This window comes from Psychrobacter sp. L7, from assembly GCF_002810365.1.
Lineage (GTDB): Bacteria > Pseudomonadota > Gammaproteobacteria > Pseudomonadales > Moraxellaceae > Psychrobacter > Psychrobacter celer.
The window spans coordinates 129,661-154,721 of sequence record NZ_NEXR01000009.1 but is presented as its reverse complement, the minus strand read 5'-3'; the positions used below and the strand labels follow the sequence as shown (position 1 = coordinate 154,721).

The window sequence follows — 25,061 nt, the reverse complement described above, 5'->3', positions numbered from 1 at the left end:
ATAAGAGTTATCACACTGTGCCCCAAGTATCTGCGTCGTCTCATAAGCGTCCCCGTAAGCTGTGGTGGCTCGTTGGGCTGGTGCTCTTTGCGCTATTTGCGGTACTGCAAATGCCTGCCGCATGGGTGCTCAACAAGTATGCGCCAGATACGCCTTATGTGCAGCACGTATCGGGCAGTCTCTGGCAAGGGTCTGCTGTTTGGCAGATGCCTGTGGCAGCAAGCTCGCTTACGGGGACAGCCGACTGGTCATGGCAGCCATGGCAGTTGCTACTCGGTAAGCTCGGCGCCAAGGTTGAGATTCAATCAGAACAAACCCGCCTGCATGGACAAGTAAAAATAGGCTGGCACTCGTGGCAGGTAGATAATATGAGTGGCAAAATTGCTCCGTCCACCCTTGCCAGTATCATCGATTGGCAACTGCCCAATACACCAATTCAGGTCAATAATGTCTCGCTCAAACGTCAGACAGCTAGCGGTACCGCCGATGAGTCAGCGACCAGTGCCAAGGCAGCAGACTTTAGCCAAGCAGATGGTCAGCTTACGTGGGTGGGCGGCGAGGTTGGCTATCCAAGTGGCGGTAAGGTATTTTATATCACCATGCCTGCGCTGCGTGCTGAGCTGAGCGCTGAGCAAAAAAACAACAAAAACCTTTTGCATATCAATCTACTAAACCAACAAGACAAGCGCTTGGGTGACTTATATATCGATGGCGATAATATGCTGGATGTCAGTTTGACCCAACGTCTGCTAGAAAATATGCCCGACTATAAAGGACAAGCGCCGCAAGACACGCCAGTCGTCAGTGTGCGTCAGCCGTTATTGGCTGGTTTGGGGGCGCAGTAAATGCTGAATATGAGCGCAAATCTCAAGCCTGTCCTCAATATCCTAAATCGTTTTTCGGGTTGGTTGCTGTTTTTGGCCATGGTATGGCTGTGCTGGACAGCGGCGCGGCTATTTTGGCTCTTGCTGGCGGCACCACTCGCCCCAGCCTTGCCCTTAGCGCCATTACAAAGCAGCACGGCTTCAGGCAATGACAACGCAGGTTTGTTTGCGATCTTCGCTGACCCCGAGCCGAGTGCAGCGCCTGTACAGCCGCCACCAAATGTCGAGTTAAAAGGGGTGCTGCTCGCTATGCCAGAGAGCCAGTCGTCGGCATTACTCGATGTCAATGGTGAGGTAAAAAACTATCGTATCGGTGATACGCTGACAGGTAGCGACTATGCATTGGTGGCCGTCGATTGGAATGCTGTCGTCATCGCTGATGCCTTTGACAAGCAAACTGTGATTAGAATGGTTGAGGCGATGCCGCTGGATCAAAGCGATAACATAGCAGGCGCGGTGAGCAACCAGCGTTTGCCAGATCATACGATGTTGCCCACCGCGCCGCCGCCAGCTGATATAGACAATGAGGCGGCCATGACAGGCCACGACGATCGTGACAGTAGTCCGCAATCAGCCATCGCCGAGGCGGTCACCGAGCTGCAAGAAAACCCCGCCAGCTATCTGAGTAGAATGGGGGTGATGGCGTCAGGAGAGAGCTATCAAGTAACGGCGGCGATGCCAGCGCAATTGCGTAATCGCTTGGGTCTTGAGCCAGGGGATAAGGTCATCACGGTCAATGGGCAAAATGTGGGCAACAATCCTGCCCAAGACGCGGGCATATTGCAGCAAGTCCAGCAAACTGGCGAGGCGCAGATACAAGTGCAGCGCGGCGAGCAAGTGATCACCATTCGGCAGCAGTTTTGATGCCATTTAACAGGTTGCAGCAAGGTGTGACTTTGTATTTATCGCATTTATAGTAAGTCCATCACCAGATGGATGAGGCATTCGCTCAGTTGTATCGTTGTGTTTGAGTCCTCACGCTCACATAGTGGTTTTAAATGCTGGTTAGGTAGGTTTTGACCTAAAGCCAGTACATATTTAGCAACATCACTGCAGGTAATTATCAATATGGTCAGTTCTCACAAATTTTCAGTCACGCCTTTGCAGCGTATTATGCAGCGTCTGATGCGTATGTGCCGTCCTTTATGTCTGGCGATACCGCTGTGGGCTGCCAGTACAGGGCTTGCGAGTGCTGAGAGCTGGAAGGTCAACTTACAAGACGCTGATATCAAGGCGTTTATCAATGAAGTGGCGACCATCACCAATCAAAACTTCGTCCTCGACCCGCGTATCAATGGCAATGTAACGGTGATTTCAAACAAAGCATTATCACGTGATGAGATTTACCAGCTGTTTTTGAGTGTGATGCAGGTCAATGGCATTGCCGCGATTGATTCTGGTACGACGGTCAAGCTGGTGCCTGATAATGTCGCCAAGCAATCTGGCGTCGCCGTCGATTTGCGCGGAGATAGTGTCGGTGAGTCCTTGGCCACACGCGTGATTTATCTGACCAATACTCAGGCGGCAGAAGTATTGGGCGTCATTCGGCCCCTGATGCCGCAGTCTGCCCATGCTGCGGCGGTACCTGGTGTCAATGCGCTGGTGTTGTCTGATCGCGCCGATAGCCTCAATCAGCTGACGGCGCTCATCCGTGATTTGGACAGCAATGTCAATGATAGCTTGCGCGTGATACCGCTACGCCATGTCGATTCTGAGCGCATGATGGAGCTGATCAGCGCGTTGGTCTCTAATGCAGGCAGCGGGCAAGCACAAGGCGGTAGTAATCAGCTGAAGGTGATTGCTGATAGTGCCAGCGATAGGCTGTTGGTCAAGGGTAGCCCTGAGATGATCGCCAAAGTACAAGAGATGGTCAATCAGTTAGATACCACGCCTAGCAGGCGTCTTAGCGGCTTACGGGTCTTTCGTTTAAAGTATGCCAGTGCCAGTCATATTGCAGAGATGCTACGCGGACTGCTGGCCAATCAGTCGATCAATAGTGCAGGGGCGACCTCTACTTTGGAATCTGCCTCACTAAACGACGCCAGTAGTGCAGGGGCAGGACTGAGCAGTGCTGCCAACGATACCAGTACGAATAGTACGGCTGCATCGGCGTTGTCTTCTGCAGGCGCTGGTACTGGCAGCGCCAGTGCAAATGGGCGACCCTTTAGTATCATCGCTGATGAAACCCAAAACGCCGTCATCGTCAACGCCGCCCCTGAGCTGATGTTTGAGATCGAAGATGCCGTCAACCAGCTAGACAGTCGCCGCGCGCAAGTGTTGATTCAGGCAGCGATCGTCGAAGTCTCAGGCGATGATGCCACCCAGCTTGGCGTACAGTGGGCGCTGGGCAATGCCAATAGCGGCTACGGCGTGGTCAACTTCAATAACGTAGGCGCTAGTGCCACCTCGCTTGCTGCCGCCGCTTTAGCAGGTGGGTCGAGTATCAGCGCCGCTGCTGGCTCGATAGCAGGCGCGTTGGTCGGTATCGGTGATAGCAGCAAAGACAGCCAAGGCAACACTCAGTTTTATGGCGCAATCTTACAAGCGCTTGACTCGACGACCAGTGCCAATCTGCTGTCGATGCCTTCTATCTTGACGTTGGACAACGAAAAAGCCAGTATCTTGGTCGGGCAAAACGTACCTTTTGTCACAGGTTCTTATACGACCAGTGGTAACTCCTCGACCAACCCTTTTCAGACCATTGATCGTCAGGACATCGGTATCAATCTCAATGTCATTCCGCATATCGGTGACAATGGCACGGTACGCCTTGAGGTTTCACAAGAGGTTTCATCGGTGGTGCCTGGCAGTACTGGCAACGCGAGCGGACTGATTACCAATAAAAGCCTGATTAATACCACGATTTTGGCAGACGATCAGCAGACCATCGCCTTAGGTGGCCTGATGCGTGACAACACCACCACCCGCCAACAAAAAGTCCCAGGGCTAGGCAATGTTCCTGTGATTGGTCGGTTGTTTCGCTCAGACAACGACAGCACTCAAAAAAGCAACCTAATCATATTTTTGCAGCCCACCATCTTACGTGATGGCGGTGCGGTCGCGAGTGTCACTGAGCGTAAATACAATCAGATGCGCGTGCTACAGCTGGTCATTGATAAAAACGGCACAATCAAACAGTTGCCCCTGAGCGGTACAGAGGGCTGGAATGGCAATGTCAGCGCCGACTATGAGCTGATGCCGCTTAATCCTCTCGTACCCAAGCGCGATCAGACCCCAACTGCTGCGCCGCAAGGCTTTACAAAAGTGGACAGCCCAAGCAGCGGTATCACCACCTATCCGTTAAAGCGCTAATGGCTGATGGTGGCTGGTTTTTAATTCACCAATTTTTTAATTCATATCAACAATCCGGCATAAAGCCAAGGCGCTTATGGGGCCGGATCATGATGTAATCACGTACATGACATCGTACATTAGCTTGCGCATTCATAACACAGATACACATAGCACACTTGATATCGCCGTATAATAATGGGCAATGAATGATTGTTGGTATCAGTTGCCAAGAAAACTAGGCAAATATCAAGAGTAGTTACCATGTCAGAGCATCAAAATGACCAAGCATAAAGACAACAAGCATAAAGACAACAAGCATAAAGACCATAAACAGACAACAAAAAAATGGCTGGCCTTGGGGCTAACCGCGGCGGCTTTGTTACTGATTCCTCGGCGTAGTAGCAGGCAGTCTGCCACGCGCTGCCATGAGGGCTGCGCAGACCACTCATGACACGCCCTAATCAAGCGGCGATGCAAAAAACCAAGGTAAAGATAGCTGCCAGAGACCCAATACGTGCCGTGGAGTGACGATTATGACTGCTAGCGACTCATCAACCCTTAGCCATGACCATGAGAGGATATCTACTATCTACCCGCTCATCGATACGCACACACACTTTGATGCGCCTGTATTTGATCATGACCGCACAACCCTTGCGCAACAAGCCTATGAGCGAGGGGTGCATCATTTGGTACTGGTGGGGTATTTGGCGCGTCATTTCGAGCGTATGTATGAGACCAAGCACGCACTCACGGCGACTGATGCAATTCAAGACAAAGACTGGGACAATCGCGACCACCCGCCGATGCCTGTCACGCATATTGCGTTAGGTTTGCATCCTTTTTATATTGAGCAGCATACTGACCAGCACTTGGCGGATATGGCTCAGATATTGGGGCAAAAGCGCCCTATTGCTATTGGTGAGATTGGACTAGATACGTTTACAGATGCCATGAAAGTCCCTGCCGTGTTTGCTAAGCAGCAGCAGTTTTTTTGCGCACAGCTAGACATGGCAGTGGCGCATCAGTTGCCTGTGATGCTGCATATCCGTAAGGCACATGCAGAGACACTGGCTATTTTAAAAGCGCACGACTACGACGCGCAGCAGCTCGGTGGTATCGCCCATAGTTTTAGCGGCGGCGAGCAAGAAGCCAAGGCTTTTGTCAAACTCGGTTTTAAGCTGGGAGTGACAGGGCAAGTCACCAATCCCAATGCCAAAAAACTGCGCCGTGCGATTAGTGCGGCGGTAAACGCGTATGGCATCAGCTGCTTGGTGTTAGAGACGGATTGCCCTGATATGACACCCATCATGTGTCAGACGGCAGGCGACAGCGCATCGGCATTAGGCCAGTCTCCAGATGATGAGTGGGGCGCGCCGTCTACTGCGGGATGCGCTCACAATAGGAACGTACCGGCCAATTTGCCATGGGTGCTGGCGAGTCTCAGTGAGCTGCTCGAGATACCCATCGACGAGCTTGCCAAACAATTATGGCAAAACAGCAATGATGCTTTACAAACGCGTTGGCCTTATCCCGTATAATGGGAGTAGAAAATCAAGCATCATGTAGACAAGTCATTTCAATTTAAAAGAGCGTTGAACCTGTGATAAGTGATACAAAAAGTTTTGAGCAAATAAATGAAGCGGTGAGCAACGCGCCTTTGGCGATGCAAGCCGAAGATGGGCAGTATGAGCGCCGCTTTCAGGGCACCAAGACGCTTTATGGCGCAGCAGCGGCAGACACCTTTGCCGCCGCTCACGTCTATGTCATCGGGGTGGGCGGTGTCGGCTCTTGGGCAGCAGAGGCGCTGGCTCGAACCGCGGTCGGCACCATTACCTTGATAGATTTGGACGTGTTGGTCGCCTCCAATGTCAACCGTCAATTACCGGCACTAGACAGCACCTTTGGTCAAAGTAAAATTGCAGCGATGGCCACACGCCTGCAGGAGATCAATCCAAAAATCACCGTAAACTTGGTCGATGATTTTTTGACAGTAGAGAATGTCGCAGGGTTATTGCCCAGTCGCGATGCGGCCAAAACAGCCGCCCAGCAGGGCAAGCCGATGGTGGTGCTCGACTGTGTGGACGATATGAATGCCAAACTGGCCATCGCGTTGCACTGCCGTTTTAACAAATTAAAACTGGTCTGTGCTGGGGGCGCTGGTGGTAAGATAGATCCAAGCCAAATTCGAGTGAGTGACTTGCGTGAGAGCTATCAAGACCCGCTACTGGCCAAGCTACGCAACAAGCTCCGGCACGAAAAAGGCATCAATCGCGAGCTAAAAGATAAGTTTGGTATCAAATGTGTCTACTCTACAGAGCCGCCACGGGTAGATAAAAGCTGTCAAACAGGGGGCTTGCATTGTGGTGGTTATGGCTCAGCCGTCGTCGTCACCTCAGTGGTGGCCATGGTCATGGTGAGCGAAGCGTTACAGTTATTGATAAAGCAGACCGCGTAATGCCAACCGTCTGAGATTATTAAATGGAGTCCATCTTGTCTACAACCAACTTGCCAACGCTCAGCTATCCGGTCGCAGTCGATGAAGCTGCGCGCATCAACAAGCTAAGAAAGTATCAAGTGCTCAATGACAATGATGAGCCTGCATTTAAGCGTTTGGTAGAGCTTGCCAAGTCTTTTTTTGGCATGCCGATTGTCACCATCACCTTTATGGACGAGGAGACGCAATATCTCAAGTCTGCTCATGGCTTAGGTGAGGTATGCCGAACCTCACGTGAAGTGGCAATCTGTAATTATACAGTGCTCTCCAATGATGTGTTCGTGGTGGCGGACTTATCAAAAGACAGCCGCTTTAGCCAAAACCCTTTGATTACCGAGTCACCGCATTTACGGTTTTATGCAGGGGCGCCCATTATCTTACACGAGGATCATAAAAGCTTTCGCTTGGGCTCTTTGTGCCTGATGGATACCAAGCCGCACGACGACTTTGATGAGCCGCAAGCCAAGGTACTGGCGCAATTTGCCATGATCGCAGCAGATGCGTTACAGCTACAGGACAAGCAGCGCGATGCTAAGCATGCCAATGAGATGAAGTCGGATTTTTTGGCCAATATGAGCCACGAGATACGGACACCGATGAATGGCATTATCGGTATGGTGGAGATGCTAAGCGAGACGGAGCTTAGTGACGAGCAACAAGAATACGTGGACAATATCAAGGTATCCAATGAGCATTTGATGGCGATTATCAATGGGATTTTGGACCTATCAAAAGTTGAGTCTGGCAAAATGACCATTGACTCCATTCCGCTCAATCTCTCCACGTTATGCAACGAGGTGGTGAGCCTCTTTGCGATAAAGGCACGTCAGCGCGGGCTGATGTTAGATTATCACTATACTGAATCGCTATCGCCTTATGTACAAGGCGACCCGATACGGCTCAAACAAATCATCGCCAATTTGGTCAATAATGCCATCAAGTTTACTCGTGAAGGGGGTCGGGTGAGTATCGCGGTCAAGCACGTGCCCAACTGCCACTACTGTGCCGACGACACCGACCACCCTGACCATACTGCCGATGATACGGCGGTGTCTGCGGACTATATGACCGTATGTATCGAGGTGACCGACACGGGGGTAGGCATCAAGCCTGAGTCGTTAGAGGCGATATTTGATGCCTATGATCAAGCGGATAAGTCGACGCACCGGCTTTATGGCGGTACAGGACTTGGGCTGTCTGTTTGTAAGTCGTTGGTAGACTTGATGGGTGGTGAAATCAATGTCGACAGCGAAGTGGGCGTTGGCACGACGTTTAGTGTCCTGCTACCGCTGCCAACCATCGATGCTGCCAAATATGAAACTTGGCAGAACGCCAATGAGCTCATCACAGATGAGCCAAGTCATGAGCGGGCAGGTCATATATTGCTGGTCGAAGACGATGCGGTAAACGCTATTATTGCCAAAAAAACCTTGACCAACAGTGGGCATGTCGTCACACATGTCACTGATGGACAGCAAGCGCTTGAGATATTTGCCGTATCGCCTGATCGCTATGATTTGATTTTGATGGATCATCATATGCCGATTTTGGACGGGGTACAGGCCACCATCAAGCTACACGAGCTCTATGATCCGCAGTCTTTGCCGCCGATCATCGCTTTGACGGCCAACGCGATGGATGGCGAGCGTGAAAAATATCTCAAGGTTGGGATGCAGGATTATTGCACCAAACCCTTTAAACAAGAGCAGCTCAATGCGCTGGTGCAGTATTGGCTGATTCAGCAGTCATCCAATCAAGAATAACGGGGCAATAAAAAAGCTTAACCCTTATCATAAAGGTTAAGCTTTTTTTGTACTCAGTAATAATCAGTTAACAGTAAGTGTCGACTAGTTGACACGGGTCTGGTAGTCGCCAGTACGGGTATCCACACGGACCACTTCGCCCTGCTGGACAAATAATGGTACACGTACAACCGCGCCAGTCTCTAGCGTGGCAGGTTTGCCGCCGCCGCCTGAAGTGTCGCCGCGTACGCCAGGATCGGTCTCTGTGATTTGCAATTCGACAAAGTTTGGCGGCGTGACGGATAAGGGTACGCCATTAAACAAAGTAATGACACAAAGCTCATTACTGTTGTCCTTCAGCCATTTTGGCGCATCACCAACGGCCGCTTTGTCGGCTTGCAGCTGCTCAAAGGTTTCTGGATGCATAAAGTGCCAAAACTCACCGTCGTTGTATAGATAGTTCATTTCAGTGTCTAGTACGTCAGCGGCTTCCAAGCTTTCGCCTGATTTAAACGTTTGCTCAAGTACTTTGCCACTACGAAGGTTACGCAGTTTGACGCGGTTAAAGGCTTGACCTTTACCCGGTTTGACAAATTCGTTTTCAAGAATGGCACAAGGATTGCCATCCAGCATGACTTTTAGACCTGCTTTAAATTCATTGGTAGAAAAACTTGCCACAAGAGACTCCTAAGGGTTTGTAGGTAGGGGGTATCACTATGCTATGTGCTGGTGGTTGCAGGGCTTATTGCGCCAAAGCTTATACCATCACTTGTGTCTGTCGCACTTAGCAAAATAGGCTAGGCGGGATACTTTGATAGGGTAGACACTAAGGGCGTATAATAGCGGCTTTTGGGCACAGGTAATAGGCTGTCATGATAAACCATTTAATCACACAAAAAAACTGGCAAACGCAATTATCCGAAGCCATTACATCCGTGGATGAATTGCTTAGCATCCTAAAGCTTGAGACGCTACGTACAGAGGTTTATGTGCCGAAACACTTTGCGCTGCGAGTGCCGCGTGCTTTTGTTGCAAAAATGAAAGTCGGCGACCCCGAGGATCCGCTGCTCAAACAAGTCTTGCCTGATCAGCAAGAGCAAATCAAGGTCACAGGCTACGTGGCGGACCCACTAGCGGAAAACGACCAGAACCCTATCAAAGGCCTGCTGCACAAATACCAATCAAGAGTGCTGCTGACCATTACGGGGGCTTGTGCGATTCATTGCCGCTACTGCTTTCGTCAGCACTTTGATTATAGTGCCAATATGCCCACCGCCGATGCCAAAGCACATATCATTGACTATATCACAGCGCACCCTGAAATCAATGAGGTTATCTTAAGTGGCGGCGATCCCCTAAATGTGACCAACAGGCGACTGTTTGCATGGCTGGAGACGCTTGAGGCCATTCCGCAGCTGACCACCATTCGTCTGCATACGCGCTTACCGCTTGTGATTCCTGCGCGTTTGGATGCGCCGCTATTAGATAGGCTGGGCCAAAGCCGCTGTCAAATTGTGATGGTCATCCACTGCAATCATGCCAATGAGATTGACACGCTGACGGCGGAGTATCTACAGCGTGCAAGAGCCGCTGGCATTACGTTACTCAACCAAGCGGTGTTGTTAAAAGGCATCAATGATAGTGTGGCGATACAGACACAGCTCAGTCAGCGCCTGTTTGCCGCAGGTGTGCTGCCGTATTATTTACACGTTTTGGATAAAGTGGCAGGCGCGGCCCATTTTGATAGTGATGAACACACCGCTGTGAAGCTATACTGGTCGCTGCTGGCGGCTTTGCCGGGGTATCTGGTACCCAAAATGGTCAGAGAATTACCGAATAAACCCTTTAAAGTGCCGGTTAACATTTACCATGATGCTTAATATACAAAATATGCTATATTAAAAATTAGTAAACAAAGAATGACTAATAAAGAGTGGGCGAGCTGCTGACTACCAAACAAGTAATATCGATAGTGACGCTTGGTAAAGGATTTATCAAGCGTGCGGGTAAAGATGGCATTGAGGTATAGTCATGCGAAGTAAAATCGATACGCTGATATTAACGTGCAACTGGCATCAGCTTTTCTCGCTTGCCTGTCTGACAAAACGGCTTTGCTGCCAAACTATTCGATATCACGAAAAGTTATTAGGATTAAAAGTTATTAGGAATCTGGATGATTACCCTATCGACGTTTCAAAAGTATTTGTCTACTACAAAACTGGAGTCAACGACAGCAAGGCGTTCTGTTGATAGTGAAGTGCGCTATTTGCAGACACTATTGACCGGTCTGCCGTCACAGACACATGATGCGCAAGCTGAGCGGCTAGAAGAGATTTTGAAGGTCTTGCAGGCAGCGGATATGGAGGATGAGCAGCGCCTTAAGCTCACCGCTTATGTCATCGAGGCCGCCGAGCAATTGATTGTGGCGCTGCGCCAACACTATATTTATGAGACTGCTGCCTTTAGTAAGGCGCAGATGGCGTACGTGGCTCAAGTTCGGTCGTTATATTATTTGATTATCATGATCTATGATGGTGTCATACAGCGTGAGATGACAAGCTCCATCCATCCCGATAAATCTGCTACAAAAAACGGTTGGCAGCGTTATTTCAACCATGAAAAGCGCGCATCAGCCGTGCTCGCCCTTGCTATCTATCAGTCACTATTGATGTATCAAAAGCTCTTAGGCGAGGCGGCGCTCTGCTACCAAAAGCCGTCATCGTACTTATGGTCTAAGATCAATCAGCTGTATTATCTTGCTCATCAGCAGCGCCTCACGTTGATGAATCTGAGCGCCCATACGCTCACTCAGCGCGCAGACAGCATTCACCGACTGTACTGTCAGCTATGTTTGCACAGTTTATTGAACGTACGTGCCATGCGTCGCCCTAATATTTTGTTGGTGCAGCGCTTGTTGCCTGAGTGGGCCGAGCATCTGCTCGCCACCATAGAGCCTGAGAGTGAAACCCGAGTGTTTGTCAATTTAAAAGACAGTCAGCCGCCCACTTACTTGACAGCTCATTCATGCATCAATCCTTATGAGGATCGGTATGAGTGCTTATTTATAGAGCTGACACCGATGATTACCTATCTGCAGGCACGCAGGCAGGCATTGATAAGAGAGGGCCGGGAGGCGGTGGCGTGCGCGCTGCTCAATAAAGTAATCATGACGCTCACGTATCGCTATCTACAGCTTCAGCTGACGTTGCCAACCAAGTATAGCTCAAAGCAAGACGCTGTGGTGATTAGCGGGTTTAACGACATGCATTACCGAGCCAGTCAGGGCTGCAGCTTCACCAGATTGATTGTAGCAAACGAGCTGCCAGAGGCACACCGACCTCACTATGATACCCGTCAGCTGCCCACCAACACTCATACGCGGTTGAACGCTGAGACATTTGATGGCAATGATACCTTATCGTTGTTTCGCATCTTGCGACTGCGCGCTGAGCCAGAGAGTATGCCACCAGATCGTCAACCACCGACGCGGACTGGGCAGCTCGATTTGAGTCCTCTACCTATAGATGCAGGTATCCAACATGACACCAGTCATAAAACCCGTGATGAGTGCGTGGCCGCGCCGGTGCCATTACAGATCATGAGGCTTTTTTTGTTATGTCGCACTGAGATCGCGACCACCCTTGATTGCTCGATAGGGCTGACTCGCTGGGTCAATGCCGATGGCGCTACGCCAGAGATTGAGTGGCAGGTACTCGGACACAATCCAGCAGCTTGCGGTCTACGTGTCGATGGTGATGACACGCGTGACCGGCACTTTGTGCCAGCTTTTATCATGGGGAAAGACGAGCAGCTTCAAACTGTGGCAAGCCTCATTGTCCCAACCGCCCATTTTCAGGTCGATGATCGGGTCATCATGCGTATCAATCAGCAGCAGACGCCGTTACGTTTGGGGCGACGCTTATTAATGACTGATGAGTTTAGTCAATATGAAGTGCTACGCTTATAGTTTGACTACCATCACTATTGTTTGATTTGAGGCAAGCTTTATCGGGCCTGTAGTAGACACGATAAAGTTTGTGTTTTTGTATTTGAATCATGGATAAGTACCAAAACATACTGCGCGAACCCCCGCTAATGAAACTCGCCTGCAGGGGGTGCAGTTATTGTCTATAATGGCACAAATTGTTACTCTATTGATGCGATACCCAATCTGCTGACTAAGCACTGAGCAAGCAAGCTCAGGTATCAAACATCACTGATAAAATACGATCGTATGATCATAAGATTAAAAGGCCATTTATGCGCACTCAGTCTATCCTAAACCTGTTAGTCATCAATGATGATCAGCTCTATGCTGAGCGACTTGTGCAGTTATTGAGCGCTTATTATGACAGTGTGAATTTGGGGTTTTTGGACGATAAAGAAGAGCTGCTAAGGCTGTTGCGTCAGCCATGGGATGTATTGGTGTTTGGCAGTGCTTATGACATGAACTTCACCGAAGTGGTGGGCATCGTGCAAGAGCAGAGTATTGATTTGCCGATGATTTGCCTGTTTCATGATGAGGCGGCAGCCACCGCACAAAATGACGACGGCTTGCCAGCTATCGTCAGCGGTACAATGGTCAAGGCACTCAAAGCCGAGCAAGAGATGGCAGTGGTGATGGCTATTTGCTTGCAACATGACAACTTGCGCAGCCGCCGTGAGCTAAAGACGCTGCGCCATGTCATCTCTGAGGCGGAGCAACGCGCGAACGTCTTGATTAAAAACTCCAAAAGCGCGGTCGCCTATATCGATCAAGGCATCCATATATTTGCCAACGACCCCTATCTGCAGCTTTTTGGCTTTAAAACCATGAACGATGCCATCGGCGTGCCAGTCGTTGATTTGATTTCAGGCGGGGATAGTGTCAAAGGCTTTAAACAGTTTTTGCGGCAGTTTGACAAAGGCAATCGACAAGAGGTGGAGTTTGAGTTTGAAAGCAAACGTACAGATGGTAGCACCTTTGAAGCCAAACTACAGCTTGCCTCAGCCACCCTAGACGGTGAGCCTGTCACCCAAGTTATCATTCAGCAAAACACCAATAACAGCGCTGAGGTGGCCAAGCGTTTAGCGGAGGCTGAGCGTAAAGACAAACTGACTGGTATCGACAACCGCCATGGTTTTGAAAAACAAATGGCACTGGTGTATGAGCAAGCAAGACAAGGGCTACTGACAGCAGGGCTTTTGTATATTCAGCTTGATAATGTGGGTAAAATAAGAAGCAGTTTGGGCCTACAAGGGGTCGATGCGACGGTCAAGCAAGTCGCCTATATGTTAGATGAGCTGATAGAAGACGGGCATGTGAGCCGCTTTAGTGATACGGTGTTTACGGTGCTTGTCGAAGACAAAAGCGCCAGCGAGCTAAAAGATTTGGCACAGCACATTGTCACACGCATTAGTGAGATGTTTATCGAAGTCGATAAGCGTACCACCAGTACTACCGTCAGTATTGGTATCGTGAAGATAGAGAAAAACGCTGCAGCGCCCAATGTACTGCTTGAGCGGGCTATCGATGCCATCAATCAAATCATGATAGAGACCTCCAATCATGGCGGGACCTACCACTTGTATGACCCAAGTGAGCATGCCAATAGTGATGATCATGCACTGGCTGAGTCTTTGGTCGATGCTATTACCAACAATCGTTTTGATCTGTCATTTCAGCCCATATATGACATTAACAAAGACCGTAGCGACTTTTTTGAGGTGTATCTGCGCTTACCGCTGGCAGATGCTGACAATACCGTACTCACCCCTGATCAGTTCATGGCTGTCGCCAAGACGCATAATTTATTAGAAAAAATCGACCGCTGGGTACTAATCAATGCCTGCAAAAAAATAAACGAAGTCCGTAAGACCCATCCTGAGGCCAGACTGTTGGTGCAGCTCACTGGGGCGTCGCTGGTCGACAAAAAACTGCCAAATGTGGCCAGTCAGTTGATCAAGGCGGTCGGCGGTGCTGCTGGAGTATTGACACTGCAGTTTAATGAAAAAGATATCTTAGACTATCTGACCGTCGCCAAAACCCAGTTTTCGGCGTTGACACAAGTCAGCTGTCAATTAGGTATCAATAACTTTGGCTCATCTGCTAAGTCTATCGAACTTGCCAGCTTTGTGCAGCCAGATATGGTGCGTTTGGCGCGAAGCTATATCCAAGACATCAATTCTGCGGATAATCTAAATACGGTTAAGTCTTTGATTGTGCGTACCTCTGAGGTCCATGCTGACGTGCTCATGCCATATATCGAGGATGCCGCGACGATGTCGGTGGCGTGGAGTGTGGGCGCCCGCTATTTGCAAGGGTACTATCTAGAAGCGCCCAGCGCGACCATAAAAGTCTCATAACGTCATGCCTCATCCTGTTTTTATCTGTCATACCTTTTAACTGAAGACTGTCAAACATGTTTATTATTCGTCAGTATCGTTTGTGCGGCCTTGTTGCCGCTGTTTTATTGCTCAGTGCGTGCGGAGAGCAAGTGCCCGCTGATCACCGTGACCCTGTGACATTGCCGCTATATACTGAGGGCGATGCCGACAACGGTGCGATCATTTATCAAGATGCCTGCGGTCAGTGCCACCAGCTCAATGCAGGGCTGAACAAAAAAGGCCCGCAGCTGATGAATATCTACGGCGCGCCTGCCGCCGCCCTCGAGGATTATACTTATAGTGAAGGATTAAAGGCGTCAGGCTGGGTATGGGATGCACAGACACTAGACCCTTATATCGCCGATGCGCAAAAGAGTATGCCAGACTCAAAAATGCTCTCAGACCCGATGCCGGATGCAAAAGAGCGAGCAGATGTGATTGCTTATCTGTCAACCCTAAGGGCCGCGCCGCCTGCGACCGATGATGCCAATTGATCGCAGACTTATTATGTTTATTCATCCAAAATGAGCCAATAACTGACTATGAGCCATGCCGCGATCGACCCCGCTTCTAGCACCACCTCTCAACCAGCGCCGCAGCTGGCAGATACGGCGGCCTTGAGTGCCGCTGACTATCAGCACAATCAGCAAAAAATAGCTCAGCTGCTTGAGCAACTAAACCACATCGTTTTAGATAAGCCGCAGGCGATTAAGCTGGCGCTCAGTGGTATATTGGCGGGTGGTCATTTATTGCTACAAGACTTGCCTGGTATGGGCAAGACCACATTGGCACAAGGGCTAGCTCAGCTGCTTGGCCTAAGCTTTAATCGTGTGCAGTTTACCAATGACATGCTGCCCGCTGATATTTTGGGCATGAGTATCTTTGAGCAAAAAAAACAGCGCTTTGAGTTTCGGCCAGGGCCGATCTTTACGCAGTTGTTACTTGCGGATGAAATCAACCGCTCTAGCCCCAAAACCCAAAGCGCGCTGCTAGAGGCCATGGAGGAGCGGCAAGTGACGCAAGATGGGCAAACCTATGCGCTGCCGCAGCCATTTTTTGTCATTGCCACTCAAAACCCATTGCAGCAAGCAGGCGTCTATCCATTGCCTGAGTCGCAGCTCGACAGGTTTTTATTGTGTATCTCGCTTGGCTATCCATCGCCTGCCGCTGAGCGTGAGCTGTTAAAAGGTCAAGACCGCCGCGAGCTGCTCAAAGGCTTGCCTGCTGTACTTGATACCGAGGCGGTACTATTGGCGCAGCAAGGCGTCAAGCACGTGTATGTCGCCGATGTGGTCTTGGACTATCTGCAGCGGCTGGTTGCAAAGACACGCGCCAGCTCGGAGTATCATGGTCTGTCGCCGCGAGGTGTGCTGTCGCTACAGCGTGCGGCGCAGGCTTATGCGTATGTATCGGGGCATCAGGAGGTGGCACCAGAGGACATTCAAGCGGTGTTTGCTGCCGTCACCGATCATCGCCTTGGTCAGCGTTTTGTGCCCGCGCATGTGACTGGTGGACAAGCGATGCAGACCATCGCCCAACGTATTTTGGCAGAAGTGGCTGTTATTGTTTGACCGTCTGTTTACTCATAATAGACTCACTTCTAAAGCTGCTCGTTTATTAGCGATAAGACTATTAATGTTGAGGATGGGGTCGTTATGAGCCTGTTGCCAAATGCCTTTACTGTACCAGCGGACTCTGCACTACGCCGCTGGTTTGCCGCGCGTGCGCCCAAAAGCGATAGCGCCACTCTCACGCTGCGTAATGTCTATATTTTTTTTAGCCGTGAAGGCCTGCTGTTTGCCGTTTTATTAATCATCACTTTTATTGCTGGCATCAATTATGGCAACAACTTGGTGCTGGGTTTGTGCTTTTATTTGGTTAGTGTCTGGCTGATCAGCTTTCATGTGACCTTTGCTCATGTCTCAGGTCTCAAGGTGCAATTGATAGATGTCACTATGGCAGAGGCGGGCGCGCCTGTCTGGGTGACTTTAAAGCTTTGCAGCGAAAGTCGTCAGCCCAGACGCCAGCTGTTATTTGGTTTTGAGCAAGCTGACGGCCAAGCGAATAGTAAGGCTAATGGCAAGATAGATAAAAAAGCCAATAAGAAAATCAAGAATAGCGCTAGTACCCCAGAGTCGATACTAGTGACACGGCTACAAGGCGAACAAACAATTCGTCTGCCTGTACAAACGCACAGCCGCGGCCAGCTGGTGCTCCCCAGACTCACCATCAAAACCGTCTACCCGCTCGGCATTATGCGCGCATGGTCTTATGTGTATTTTGCCCGTTGCGCTTGGGTGTATCCCAAACCTGAGGCTTTTGATTGGCAAGCACAGTATGCGCTAGCCAATGAAGAAGATCTGCCAACAGGCGGGCAATATCAGCAAGGTCAGGACGATTTTGAGCGGCTCGACAACTATATCGAAGGTGAGTCGCTGGCCCGTGTGTCGTGGGGGCATGTGGCACGCGGCCAAGGTATGTTTACCAAGCATTTCGCTGATCCTATCGGTCATGAGCAAACGTTGGATTATGCCGATATGCCAGCCGCGCATCATGAACAAAAACTGGCACAGCTGGCTTATGGCGTACAGACCTTGGGTGGGCTGGGCGTACCCTTTACGATGCAACTACCGCAAGATAAATCTGCCGGCGCGGCGATGGGGGCAGGTGACAGCTTTGTACAAGCGTGCTTGCTAAGGTTGGCAAAAGCGCCATGAATAACTCTACGCAGCCTTTATCAAAAAAAACGATAGCGTCATCGAGTCGCTTGGATAAAGCAGACGCTATAAACGCTGCCAGCTTTGAGCAGTTGGCCTTGGGTGATCATCGCAGCGCACAGATAATGCATGGCGAAAAGCCGAGCGGATATGCCAAGTCTTTTGCTTTGCCTGCCTACTATTGGGTGTTGATCGCCCAAGTGGTCATTATCTTACCGCATGCAGCCCATCTGCCATTATGGCTAATGGGTTTTGCGGTGGTCAGTATCATTGCTCAGCTGCCCGGCGTCAAAGCGCGATTTAGAAAAATAGCACATCTAAAACGCGTCTATCAGGGCATGCAGATGCTCGGATTTTTATTAGGGCTGACAGGGTTATGGCTGACTTATCACACCGCTTTCGGCCTCGATATGGGCGTAGCGTTTTTAGTGCTATGTCTCATCAGTAAGCTGTGGGAGTTGTATAAACGCCGTGATGCTTATGTGGTATTGAATCTTTCACTATTTGTCCTTGCCGCGCTGTTTTTGATGGATCAAGGCTTGGTCACGACGTTTGAGGTAATCGTGGGGGCGGTGACGGTGCTGCTGGCCTTTATTGCGTTAAATGACGACAGCAATGCTCGTGGTGATGGGCGTCTGCGTACGTTGGGCGTGCTCGGCATCGGCGCATTGCCTTTATTGGTCGTGCTGTTTTTGTTTTTCCCGCGCCTGCCACCGCTATGGTCAGTGCAGCTCTCAGGTCAGCAGGCGACCACGGGTGTCTCTGATAGTATGTCGCCTGGCGATTTTGCCAATTTGGGACAATCGACTGAGCTTGCGTTTCGGGTAGAGTTTGCAGATAACCGCCCACCACAGCAGCAGCTCTATTGGCGCGGCTTGGTCTTTAGTGAGTTTGATGGGGTCACGTGGCGTCCTAGCCCTCAGCAACAAGAGTGGCAGCCTGCACTGCAAACGCCTGCTTGGATTGAGAATGCCTTTACAACTATCCCTGATGAAGCGAAAGTTGCGCCGACCAACTATGAGATTATCCTAGAGCCAACGCAGCAAAGCTGGCTGTTTGGGCTTGATTATCCGTTTACGCAGCGCCAAGACGTCAAAATCACTTCAGACTTTACCTTATTAAAAGATCAGCCGGTGACTCAGCAGCTGCGCTACGAGGTATTGCAGTTTGCACCGATGCGTATCGACCCTGTTCTCTCTGATGAATCGCGCCGTCTCAATCTTACACTGCCAGCTGACGGCAACCTGCAAGCGCGAACATTGGCGCAGCAGTTATTCGCTCAGTCAGGTTCAGACCCAGTACGCTATATGCAGGCGCTGGAGCGCTGGATTAACCAAACGGACTTTCGTTATACACTGTCTCCGCCACGACTGAATAATAACCGTATTGATGAGTTTTTATTTGAGACCAAAGCGGGGTTTTGTGAGCATTATGCTTCCAGCTTCACCTTTATGATGCGCGCCGCTGGCATTCCAGCACGCGTCGTGGCAGGCTATCAAGGCGGTGAGCCCAGCCGCGGTGGTAATGTTTGGGAAGTACGGCAAAAGGATGCGCACGCTTGGACGGAGGTTTGGCTTGAAGGTCAAGGCTGGCTACGTGTCGATCCGACCGCCTTTGTCGCGCCTGAGCGTGTCGAGCAGGGGATGGATGCGCTGACGCAGTCGCAGGGCGCGACGATGTTTGGCGACGGCGCTGCCGCCCAAGTCAGCTATCAGCAGTATCAGCTGCTACAAACCTTACGCCGCCTCTCCGATCAAGCCAGCTATTATTGGCAAAAAGACGTCGTTGGCTATGATCAGGACAAGCAAGCCGACTCGCTACTCAAATGGTTTAATATCCGCACACTCATGCAGCAAATTATATGGCTAGTGGCAAGTGCTATTACTGTCATGGTGATTTTGGTCTTTGTTATTTGGCAACGTCGTCGTAAGCGTTGGCATCCAGCAGACCTACCACTTGCACAGCTATCAAAACGTATTGGTAAAAGTGATAAAGAGTTGGCTCGTCAAGAGAGTGAAGGGCAGCTGGCTTGGCTTGAGCGCTTGGCAATAGCGGTTGATGATCGAGAAAATGATTCAAGTACTGATATCGACGCTGAGACCAACGCCGATACCAATGCTAAAAGTAGTAATAAGAGCAGTAAAGTGAGTAAGCTAACAGATAGCGGCCATTCAGAGAGTGTACAAGCAAAAATCTTGCAAATGAGGCAGGACTATCGGCAACTGCGTTATGGACGCCTAAGCAGCCTTGAAACCAATGATAGTGAGTACCAAACTATCCTAAAGCAGCTTAAGAAAGATGCACGTGAATTGTTCTAATGGCTGTTTTGTGAAAGCGTTGTTTAGCACATGATAAAATAGCTATCGATAATAAAGGAGGCGACTCTATGGCGATATACGTCGATTTTATGCAGATAGAATTTAAAGGCTATAAATGGTGCCACATGCTGGCAGATACCCTGCAAGAGCTGCATGATTTTGCAGCGCTGATTGAAGTGGATAAGCGTTTATTCCATCGTCATGCCAGCTATCCGCACTATGATGTGACAGTACAAATGCGAGAAACAGCGATTGAATATGGCGCTATTCCTGCCAATCGAAAGAAAATTATTGAATGTGCAAAGAAGTTGAAAGTAGAATTACATGAGCAAATAGCACAATCTGAGAATTCCTAATAAGTTAATTTTCTAAAACATGAAAAAGGTGGGAGTGCTTTTGCATCCCACCTTTTTATTTGTTTAGACTTTCATTTATAGGTTATTTTGCAATAGCGGCTTTACTAACACCATCAAGGGCTTTTGCAATATTCCCTAATTGGGTATCACAACCTTTTATATTATGGCGGTCTTTGAGATACTCAGGATTGTTGTACGACAACCAAACTTTTTTATCAGCGTCTTCATTGATGAGGATTTTTTGCGGTAAATCAATAGCGACGCTTTGCTCGCAATTCATCAATGGTGTACCCGCTTTCGGATTACCAAACATAATCACTTGCGTCGGTCTCAATGTTAAATCGACACCTTGCGCGTTTTTTTGATGATCGACGCGGGCAAATACCTTCATGCCTTTGCTTTCGATAATGGCGACCAGCTTATCGGCAGTGTCTTGTACCGAATGCGGGCTTGGCATGGTTACCAAGCCTTTTTGGGCGTTGATAGCAGGCATGGTTTTGGGTGTTGGCGGCACCTTATCCGGCGCATTGACAATATTTTCAACACTGGCGCAAGAGGATACGGCCAAAGCTAGGGCAGCGATAGAGATAATCTTAAGCATAAAAAGTCCTTTTTTATTGTGGTTGTTTATTCAGCGAGTGATGGCTGACAACATCGAATATTCATTGTGAATCATAATACTGTGCCTCATAGCATTGTGCGTAATAAACCATGCCTAGTAAAGGCGCGCGTGGCAAATGGACCTTATCAGCGATGATATAAGAGTGCCAACTATGCCAGACGCGCTGCCAGATAATCCACCAGCAAGCGAATCTTTGGCGATAAATGACGATTGTGCGGATAAATAGCCCAAATGCTTTCTTCAGGCTCTCTATAGTTATCCAGTACGCTGACCAATGCCCCTGACGCCAGATATTGCTGCACATAATAATCAGGCAGCTGCACGATACCCAGACCCTTTAATGCTGCATCGACCAGACTGTGACCGCTGTTATATTGCACGCTGCCTGAGACGCGTAGGTTTTTTTCTGTGTCCGTTGGTTTGTGCGCTTGCTGATCCACTGCCTTGTTAGCCTGTTTATTATTTTCGATAAAGTGCCAATAATCACGTGTGCCAAGTAGGCAGTTATGTTTGTGCAGATCAGACAGTGTGTGCGGTGTACCATATCTTTTGAGGTAAGCAGGTGCAGCGCAGACAAAGTTGGTACGGCGACTGAGTTTTTTTGCCATCATGGTTGAGTCGCTTAATTTGCCAATACGCACCGCTAGATCATAGCCGCCCTCTATTAGATCTATTTTTTGATTGCTCAAAAATGCCGTCACTTCGATATCACTATATTGCACCATGAAATCATTGACCAGTGGCAATAATTGCTGCTCGCCATAAGTGACAGGGGCGGTCAGTTTAATCCTGCCTTGCGGCTTAGATTGTAAGTTACTCACCGCTTGCTCGGCGGCATCCAAGCCATCGAGCACGCCGCGGCAATGCTGATAAAACACCCGCCCTTCTTCTGTGAGCGATACCTTCCGCGTCGTACGATAGAGCAGTTTAATATTCAGGCGTTTTTCTAACGCGCTGATCTGCCGACTGACCTGCGCGGTGGAGATGCCCAGCTCCTTTGCTGCTCGGGTAAAGCTCTCGTATTCAGCCACATAGACAAACTCACTAATACCATCCCAGCGCATGATTATTACCACTGTGAAAAAGATATTTGCAAATATAACACATTGTTATCACAGCAGAAACAACTATAATGGACAGTATAAAATCAACGCCTATAGACGACTAAAACTAGCGCTTGCCTCTACAGTGTAAGCGCTATAAGCTAAATTGGTCTGAGCGTGATTAACGCCATCACTTATTTATGATAACAAGAGAGAATACTATGTCAGATAATTTTATTAAGTCCAAAGCCGCCATCGCGTGGGGGCCAAATGAGCCGCTATCTATCGAAGAAGTCGATGTGATGTTGCCCAAAAAAGGTGAAGTGCTGGTAAAGATCGTCGCCAGCGGCGTTTGCCATACCGATGCGTTCACCTTATCTGGTGAAGACCCAGAAGGCGTGTTTCCTGCGATTTTGGGTCACGAAGGTGGCGGTATCGTCGAGCAAGTCGGTGAAGGCGTGACCAGCGTGCAAGTCGGCGACCATGTCATTCCGTTGTACACCGCAGAGTGCGGCGTCTGTAAAATGTGTCGTTCAGGTAAAACCAACCTATGCTCGGCCGTACGCGAGACCCAAGGTAAAGGCCTGATGCCAGATGGTACCACGCGTTTTTATAAAGACGGTAAGCCGATTTATCATTATATGGGCTGCTCGACTTTTTCTGAATACACGGTGTTGCCAGAGATTTCATTGGCCAAAGTCAACGCCGAGGCACCATTAGAAGAAGTCTGTTTGCTGGGCTGCGGCGTGACCACGGGTATGGGCGCAGTGATGAATACAGCCAAAGTCGAAGAGGGCGCAACGGTCGCTATCTTTGGTTTGGGCGGTATTGGACTGTCCGCTATCATCGGCGCGCAAATGGCCAAAGCCAGCCGTATCATCGCTATCGATATCAACGAGAGCAAGTTTGAGCTGGCCAAAAAACTTGGCGCGACAGATTGCATCAACCCAAAAGACTATGACAAACCCATTCAAGAGGTTATCGTTGAATTAACCGATGGCGGCGTGGATTATTCGTTTGAATGTATCGGTAATGTCGATGTGATGCGCTCAGCACTAGAGTGCTGCCACAAAGGCTGGGGCGAGTCGGTCATCATCGGGGTCGCAGGCGCAGGCCAAGAAATCTCAACCCGTCCATTCCAGCTGGTGACAGGCCGTGTTTGGAAAGGTTCAGCATTTGGCGGTGTCAAAGGTCGCAGCGAGTTGCCAGGCTACGTCGAGCGCTACCTAGCAGGTGAGATTCCGCTACAAGACTTCATCACTCACACCATGCCGTTAGAAGACATCAACGATGCCTTTGATTTGATGCATAAAGGTGAGAGCATTCGTTCGGTGGTGCACTTTTCTGAGTAAACATTAATAAGCAGCAAACGATAAGCTGAAAATACCGCGCCTATTATGGGGCGGTATTTTTTTATGCTCAAGACAAACCATAGCGATTAGCCTTGCGCGCGATGAATGATTTGCTCTGCAAGCGTAGTCAAGTCTGTGGCCATAAAGTCCGGTGTTGGCACATTGGGGGCGGATAACAAGGCATTATAAGGACGTTTGAGAAACGCTCCTTGGCAGCCAGCAGCTTGCGCGCCGATGGTATCCCAAAGATGACAGGCGACTAGGCATAAATCTGACGTCTGGACAGCCAGTTTATTAGCGACCAGCTCATAGGTTTCAGGCGCCGGCTTGAACTTTGCAACCTGCTCAACGCTAAAAGACTGCTCAAAAAATACGCTCAATCCTGCCCTGTCTAGTGGCGTAGGGGCAGCGCTGGGTGCTGAATTGGTCAGCGTCACCAGACGAAACCCTGCCTCACGTAGTTTATTCAGTGCTGGGACAGCGTCAGAGTGCGCAGGCATGTTGCTCATACGCGCTTTTAACTCATCGATATCGTCCTCTGTCAGCGTGATTTGGTGGATATCAGCGCTCATCTGTAATGCGCCGACGCCCAGCTCACCAAAAGGCGTGTACAGTCCTGATAAAGTCAAGGTTTGCGAGTACAGCACTAGCTGGGCAAACCACTCTCTTAGCATGTTTTCGTCACCGAATAGGCGTGCAAATAACGGCGCTAAAGTGGTTATGTCGAGTAGCGTCTCATTGACATCAAAGACGATAACCGAGGGTGTTAGGTGAGCGTGCATAAGATATCCTTTCATCGACAATGCTTAGGGTTTAGTCGGGCATATTGGCCAATTGCCCTAAGATATTGAGGTAATTGTCTACCCCTTGCGCGCCGCTTACCAAATGGCGCTCATTAAAAATCATCGCTGGCACACTTTGAATGCCTTGCTGCTGCCAGTGCTGCTCTTCTGCGCGTATCTCTCGAGCAAACCGCTGATCTGCTAAGACCGCCAGTGCCTCGCTTCGATCTAAGCCGACCTCTGCTGCGATATCGGCCAGTACCACGTCATCCGATATATCGCGATTGTCCGTGAAGTGCGCTGCAAAAAGCGCTTGCTTTAACTCATGTCTGTGGCCTTGTTTTTCGGCCCAGTGCAAGAGCTGGTGCGCATTAAAGGTATTGTGCATCCGTGTGTCGTCGTTGAAGTGAAACTGAAAGCCGACCTCATTTCCTGCCTCTGTTATTCTGGCGCGGCTGCCATCCGATTCTGCCTTACTTGAGCCATACTTTTCCATGATGTGCTCACGCATATTTTGTCCTTCTTTTGGCATTTTTGGGTTTAATTCAAAAGGATGCCAATGTATCTCATAGTCTGTATTGCTTTGCTCAAGCGCTGCGGCCAATTGGCGGTAGCCAACGACGCACCAAGGGCACACCACGTCTGAGACGATGTCGATACGTAGGGGAGTGTTGGTGTTTTTCATATCTATCTGCCTGATATTATTTATATGATTGATATTATTTAAAATTATTTGAGGTTTGTGCTCAACTGCTATCTATCAATCCATGCTAGAAGAATGATATTGCGATTGCAATCACTATTACTAAATAAACTTTGGTTTGTTTTTTTAGATTGATACCTACACTGCAATGACGACACAGTAAAGACAAGACAACGCAATCGTTACGTCATAATAAATCAGTCAGCGCTATCTTATAGGTCATAATGCTTTGTAATGTGGCCACTGCCCTGCTGGGCAGATTTGCGCTGCGACAGCGCTGATAGAAGAAGCCAAAAACCATTGGCCAAGCAATGTCACAGCGGATTTACAAACCCCTAATGGCTCACTGGATCACGCGCCAGCAGTGGCAAGATACGGCCATCAC

At 49.5% G+C, this 25,061-nt stretch carries 21 protein-coding genes; 16 read left to right on the top strand and 5 right to left on the bottom strand.

Features of this window, described 5'->3' with window-relative positions; translation table 11 throughout:
* Window positions 1–17 precede the first annotated feature (17 nt).
* From gspN to CAP50_RS09655, 7 genes are all read left to right on the top strand, one after another.
* Window positions 18–845 (top strand): type II secretion system protein N, encoded by an 828-nt coding sequence (gene gspN, locus CAP50_RS09680; RefSeq protein ID WP_100749860.1) that lies wholly within the window; start codon window positions 18–20, stop codon window positions 843–845.
* 9 nt (window positions 846–854) lie between these two features.
* On the top strand, window positions 855–1,748 hold the full coding sequence (locus CAP50_RS09675; protein WP_241900733.1) for a type II secretion system protein N: 894 nt from the start codon (window positions 855–857) through the stop codon (window positions 1,746–1,748).
* Window positions 1,749–1,952: 204 nt separating this feature from the next.
* On the top strand, window positions 1,953–4,196 hold the full coding sequence (gspD, locus tag CAP50_RS09670; RefSeq protein WP_075100515.1) for a type II secretion system secretin GspD: 2,244 nt from the start codon (window positions 1,953–1,955) through the stop codon (window positions 4,194–4,196).
* Between the two features lie 259 nt (window positions 4,197–4,455).
* Window positions 4,456–4,629 (top strand): hypothetical protein, encoded by a 174-nt coding sequence (locus CAP50_RS12735; protein WP_172953113.1) that lies wholly within the window; start codon window positions 4,456–4,458, stop codon window positions 4,627–4,629.
* A gap of 82 nt (window positions 4,630–4,711) precedes the next feature.
* Entirely contained in the window at window positions 4,712–5,719 is a 1,008-nt protein-coding gene (locus tag CAP50_RS09665; RefSeq protein ID WP_100749858.1) for a TatD family hydrolase, read from the top strand.
* Between the two features lie 125 nt (window positions 5,720–5,844).
* Window positions 5,845–6,636, top strand: coding sequence for a tRNA threonylcarbamoyladenosine dehydratase (locus CAP50_RS09660; protein WP_083608485.1), 792 nt, complete (start codon window positions 5,845–5,847; stop codon window positions 6,634–6,636).
* A gap of 35 nt (window positions 6,637–6,671) precedes the next feature.
* Window positions 6,672–8,438: a GAF domain-containing hybrid sensor histidine kinase/response regulator gene (locus tag CAP50_RS09655; protein WP_241900732.1), complete on the top strand. Its 1,767-nt coding sequence runs from the start codon at window positions 6,672–6,674 to the stop codon at window positions 8,436–8,438.
* Window positions 8,439–8,522: 84 nt separating this feature from the next.
* Here the strand turns inward: CAP50_RS09655 and efp are convergent, their stop codons facing one another.
* Entirely contained in the window at window positions 8,523–9,095 is a 573-nt protein-coding gene (gene efp / locus CAP50_RS09650; protein WP_075100517.1) for an elongation factor P, read from the bottom strand.
* A gap of 194 nt (window positions 9,096–9,289) precedes the next feature.
* Here efp and epmB point away from each other — a divergent pair, with 194 nt between their 5' ends.
* The 8 genes from epmB (at window position 9,290) to CAP50_RS09610 (ending at window position 20,174) form a co-directional block, all read left to right on the top strand.
* Window positions 9,290–10,297, top strand: coding sequence for an EF-P beta-lysylation protein EpmB (gene epmB / locus CAP50_RS09645; RefSeq protein WP_100749856.1), 1,008 nt, complete (start codon window positions 9,290–9,292; stop codon window positions 10,295–10,297).
* 293 nt (window positions 10,298–10,590) lie between these two features.
* Window positions 10,591–12,384 carry a hypothetical protein gene (locus tag CAP50_RS09640; RefSeq protein WP_100749855.1) on the top strand — a complete coding sequence of 598 codons (1,794 nt, stop codon included), beginning with the start codon at window positions 10,591–10,593 and terminating at the stop codon, window positions 12,382–12,384.
* A 293-nt stretch (window positions 12,385–12,677) separates the two neighbouring features.
* On the top strand, window positions 12,678–14,762 hold the full coding sequence (locus CAP50_RS09635) for an EAL domain-containing protein (protein WP_075100520.1): 2,085 nt from the start codon (window positions 12,678–12,680) through the stop codon (window positions 14,760–14,762).
* 56 nt (window positions 14,763–14,818) lie between these two features.
* Window positions 14,819–15,277 carry a c-type cytochrome gene (locus CAP50_RS09630; RefSeq protein ID WP_075100521.1) on the top strand — a complete coding sequence of 153 codons (459 nt, stop codon included), beginning with the start codon at window positions 14,819–14,821 and terminating at the stop codon, window positions 15,275–15,277.
* Window positions 15,278–15,325: 48 nt separating this feature from the next.
* Window positions 15,326–16,354, top strand: coding sequence for an AAA family ATPase (locus CAP50_RS09625; RefSeq protein WP_100749854.1), 1,029 nt, complete (start codon window positions 15,326–15,328; stop codon window positions 16,352–16,354).
* Between the two features lie 84 nt (window positions 16,355–16,438).
* Window positions 16,439–17,500, top strand: coding sequence for a hypothetical protein (locus CAP50_RS09620; protein ID WP_100749853.1), 1,062 nt, complete (start codon window positions 16,439–16,441; stop codon window positions 17,498–17,500).
* Window positions 17,497–19,818, top strand: coding sequence for a transglutaminase family protein (locus tag CAP50_RS09615; protein WP_100749852.1), 2,322 nt, complete (start codon window positions 17,497–17,499; stop codon window positions 19,816–19,818). Before CAP50_RS09620 ends, CAP50_RS09615 begins: the two co-directional genes overlap by 4 nt.
* A 68-nt stretch (window positions 19,819–19,886) precedes the next feature.
* Window positions 19,887–20,174, top strand: coding sequence for a DUF4031 domain-containing protein (locus CAP50_RS09610; protein ID WP_075100524.1), 288 nt, complete (start codon window positions 19,887–19,889; stop codon window positions 20,172–20,174).
* 82 nt (window positions 20,175–20,256) lie between these two features.
* On the opposite strand, the gene CAP50_RS09605 is transcribed toward CAP50_RS09610, so the two are convergent.
* Window positions 20,257–20,775: a DUF302 domain-containing protein gene (locus CAP50_RS09605; protein ID WP_100749851.1), complete on the bottom strand. Its 519-nt coding sequence runs from the start codon at window positions 20,773–20,775 to the stop codon at window positions 20,257–20,259.
* Window positions 20,776–20,945: 170 nt separating this feature from the next.
* Window positions 20,946–21,860, bottom strand: a complete 915-nt coding sequence (locus CAP50_RS09600; RefSeq protein WP_100749850.1) for a LysR family transcriptional regulator — start codon at window positions 21,858–21,860, stop codon at window positions 20,946–20,948.
* A gap of 200 nt (window positions 21,861–22,060) precedes the next feature.
* Here CAP50_RS09600 and CAP50_RS09595 point away from each other — a divergent pair, with 200 nt between their 5' ends.
* Window positions 22,061–23,191: an S-(hydroxymethyl)glutathione dehydrogenase/class III alcohol dehydrogenase gene (locus CAP50_RS09595; RefSeq protein ID WP_100749849.1), complete on the top strand. Its 1,131-nt coding sequence runs from the start codon at window positions 22,061–22,063 to the stop codon at window positions 23,189–23,191.
* 86 nt (window positions 23,192–23,277) lie between these two features.
* Here the strand turns inward: CAP50_RS09595 and CAP50_RS09590 are convergent, their stop codons facing one another.
* Complete coding sequence (locus CAP50_RS09590) at window positions 23,278–23,973, bottom strand: haloacid dehalogenase type II (protein ID WP_100749848.1); 696 nt, start codon at window positions 23,971–23,973, stop codon at window positions 23,278–23,280.
* Between the two features lie 31 nt (window positions 23,974–24,004).
* Entirely contained in the window at window positions 24,005–24,658 is a 654-nt protein-coding gene (locus CAP50_RS09585; protein WP_100749847.1) for a DsbA family oxidoreductase, read from the bottom strand.
* Window positions 24,659–25,061 lie beyond the last annotated feature (403 nt).

Bases quoted from the DNA above. Each gene is read 5' to 3' on its own strand.
- epmB (WP_100749856.1), top strand. From the start codon at position 9,290: ATGATAAACCATTTAATCACACAAAAAAACTGGCAAACGCAATTATCC.
- CAP50_RS09610 (WP_075100524.1), top strand. From the start codon at position 19,887: ATGGCGATATACGTCGATTTTATGCAGATAGAATTTAAAGGCTATAAA.
- CAP50_RS09615 (WP_100749852.1), top strand. From the start codon at position 17,497: ATGAATAACTCTACGCAGCCTTTATCAAAAAAAACGATAGCGTCATCG.
- CAP50_RS12735 (WP_172953113.1), top strand. From the start codon at position 4,456: ATGACCAAGCATAAAGACAACAAGCATAAAGACAACAAGCATAAAGAC.
- CAP50_RS09625 (WP_100749854.1), top strand. From the start codon at position 15,326: ATGAGCCATGCCGCGATCGACCCCGCTTCTAGCACCACCTCTCAACCA.
- CAP50_RS09660 (WP_083608485.1), top strand. From the start codon at position 5,845: ATGCAAGCCGAAGATGGGCAGTATGAGCGCCGCTTTCAGGGCACCAAG.
- CAP50_RS09640 (WP_100749855.1), top strand. From the start codon at position 10,591: ATGATTACCCTATCGACGTTTCAAAAGTATTTGTCTACTACAAAACTG.
- CAP50_RS09590 (WP_100749848.1), bottom strand. From the start codon at position 23,973: ATGCACGCTCACCTAACACCCTCGGTTATCGTCTTTGATGTCAATGAG.
- CAP50_RS09605 (WP_100749851.1), bottom strand. From the start codon at position 20,775: ATGCTTAAGATTATCTCTATCGCTGCCCTAGCTTTGGCCGTATCCTCT.
- CAP50_RS09630 (WP_075100521.1), top strand. From the start codon at position 14,819: ATGTTTATTATTCGTCAGTATCGTTTGTGCGGCCTTGTTGCCGCTGTT.
- CAP50_RS09635 (WP_075100520.1), top strand. From the start codon at position 12,678: ATGCGCACTCAGTCTATCCTAAACCTGTTAGTCATCAATGATGATCAG.
- CAP50_RS09595 (WP_100749849.1), top strand. From the start codon at position 22,061: ATGTCAGATAATTTTATTAAGTCCAAAGCCGCCATCGCGTGGGGGCCA.
- CAP50_RS09600 (WP_100749850.1), bottom strand. From the start codon at position 21,860: ATGCGCTGGGATGGTATTAGTGAGTTTGTCTATGTGGCTGAATACGAG.
- CAP50_RS09665 (WP_100749858.1), top strand. From the start codon at position 4,712: ATGACTGCTAGCGACTCATCAACCCTTAGCCATGACCATGAGAGGATA.
- CAP50_RS09675 (WP_241900733.1), top strand. From the start codon at position 855: ATGAGCGCAAATCTCAAGCCTGTCCTCAATATCCTAAATCGTTTTTCG.
- CAP50_RS09585 (WP_100749847.1), bottom strand. From the start codon at position 24,658: ATGAAAAACACCAACACTCCCCTACGTATCGACATCGTCTCAGACGTG.
- CAP50_RS09620 (WP_100749853.1), top strand. From the start codon at position 16,439: ATGAGCCTGTTGCCAAATGCCTTTACTGTACCAGCGGACTCTGCACTA.
- gspD (WP_075100515.1), top strand. From the start codon at position 1,953: ATGGTCAGTTCTCACAAATTTTCAGTCACGCCTTTGCAGCGTATTATG.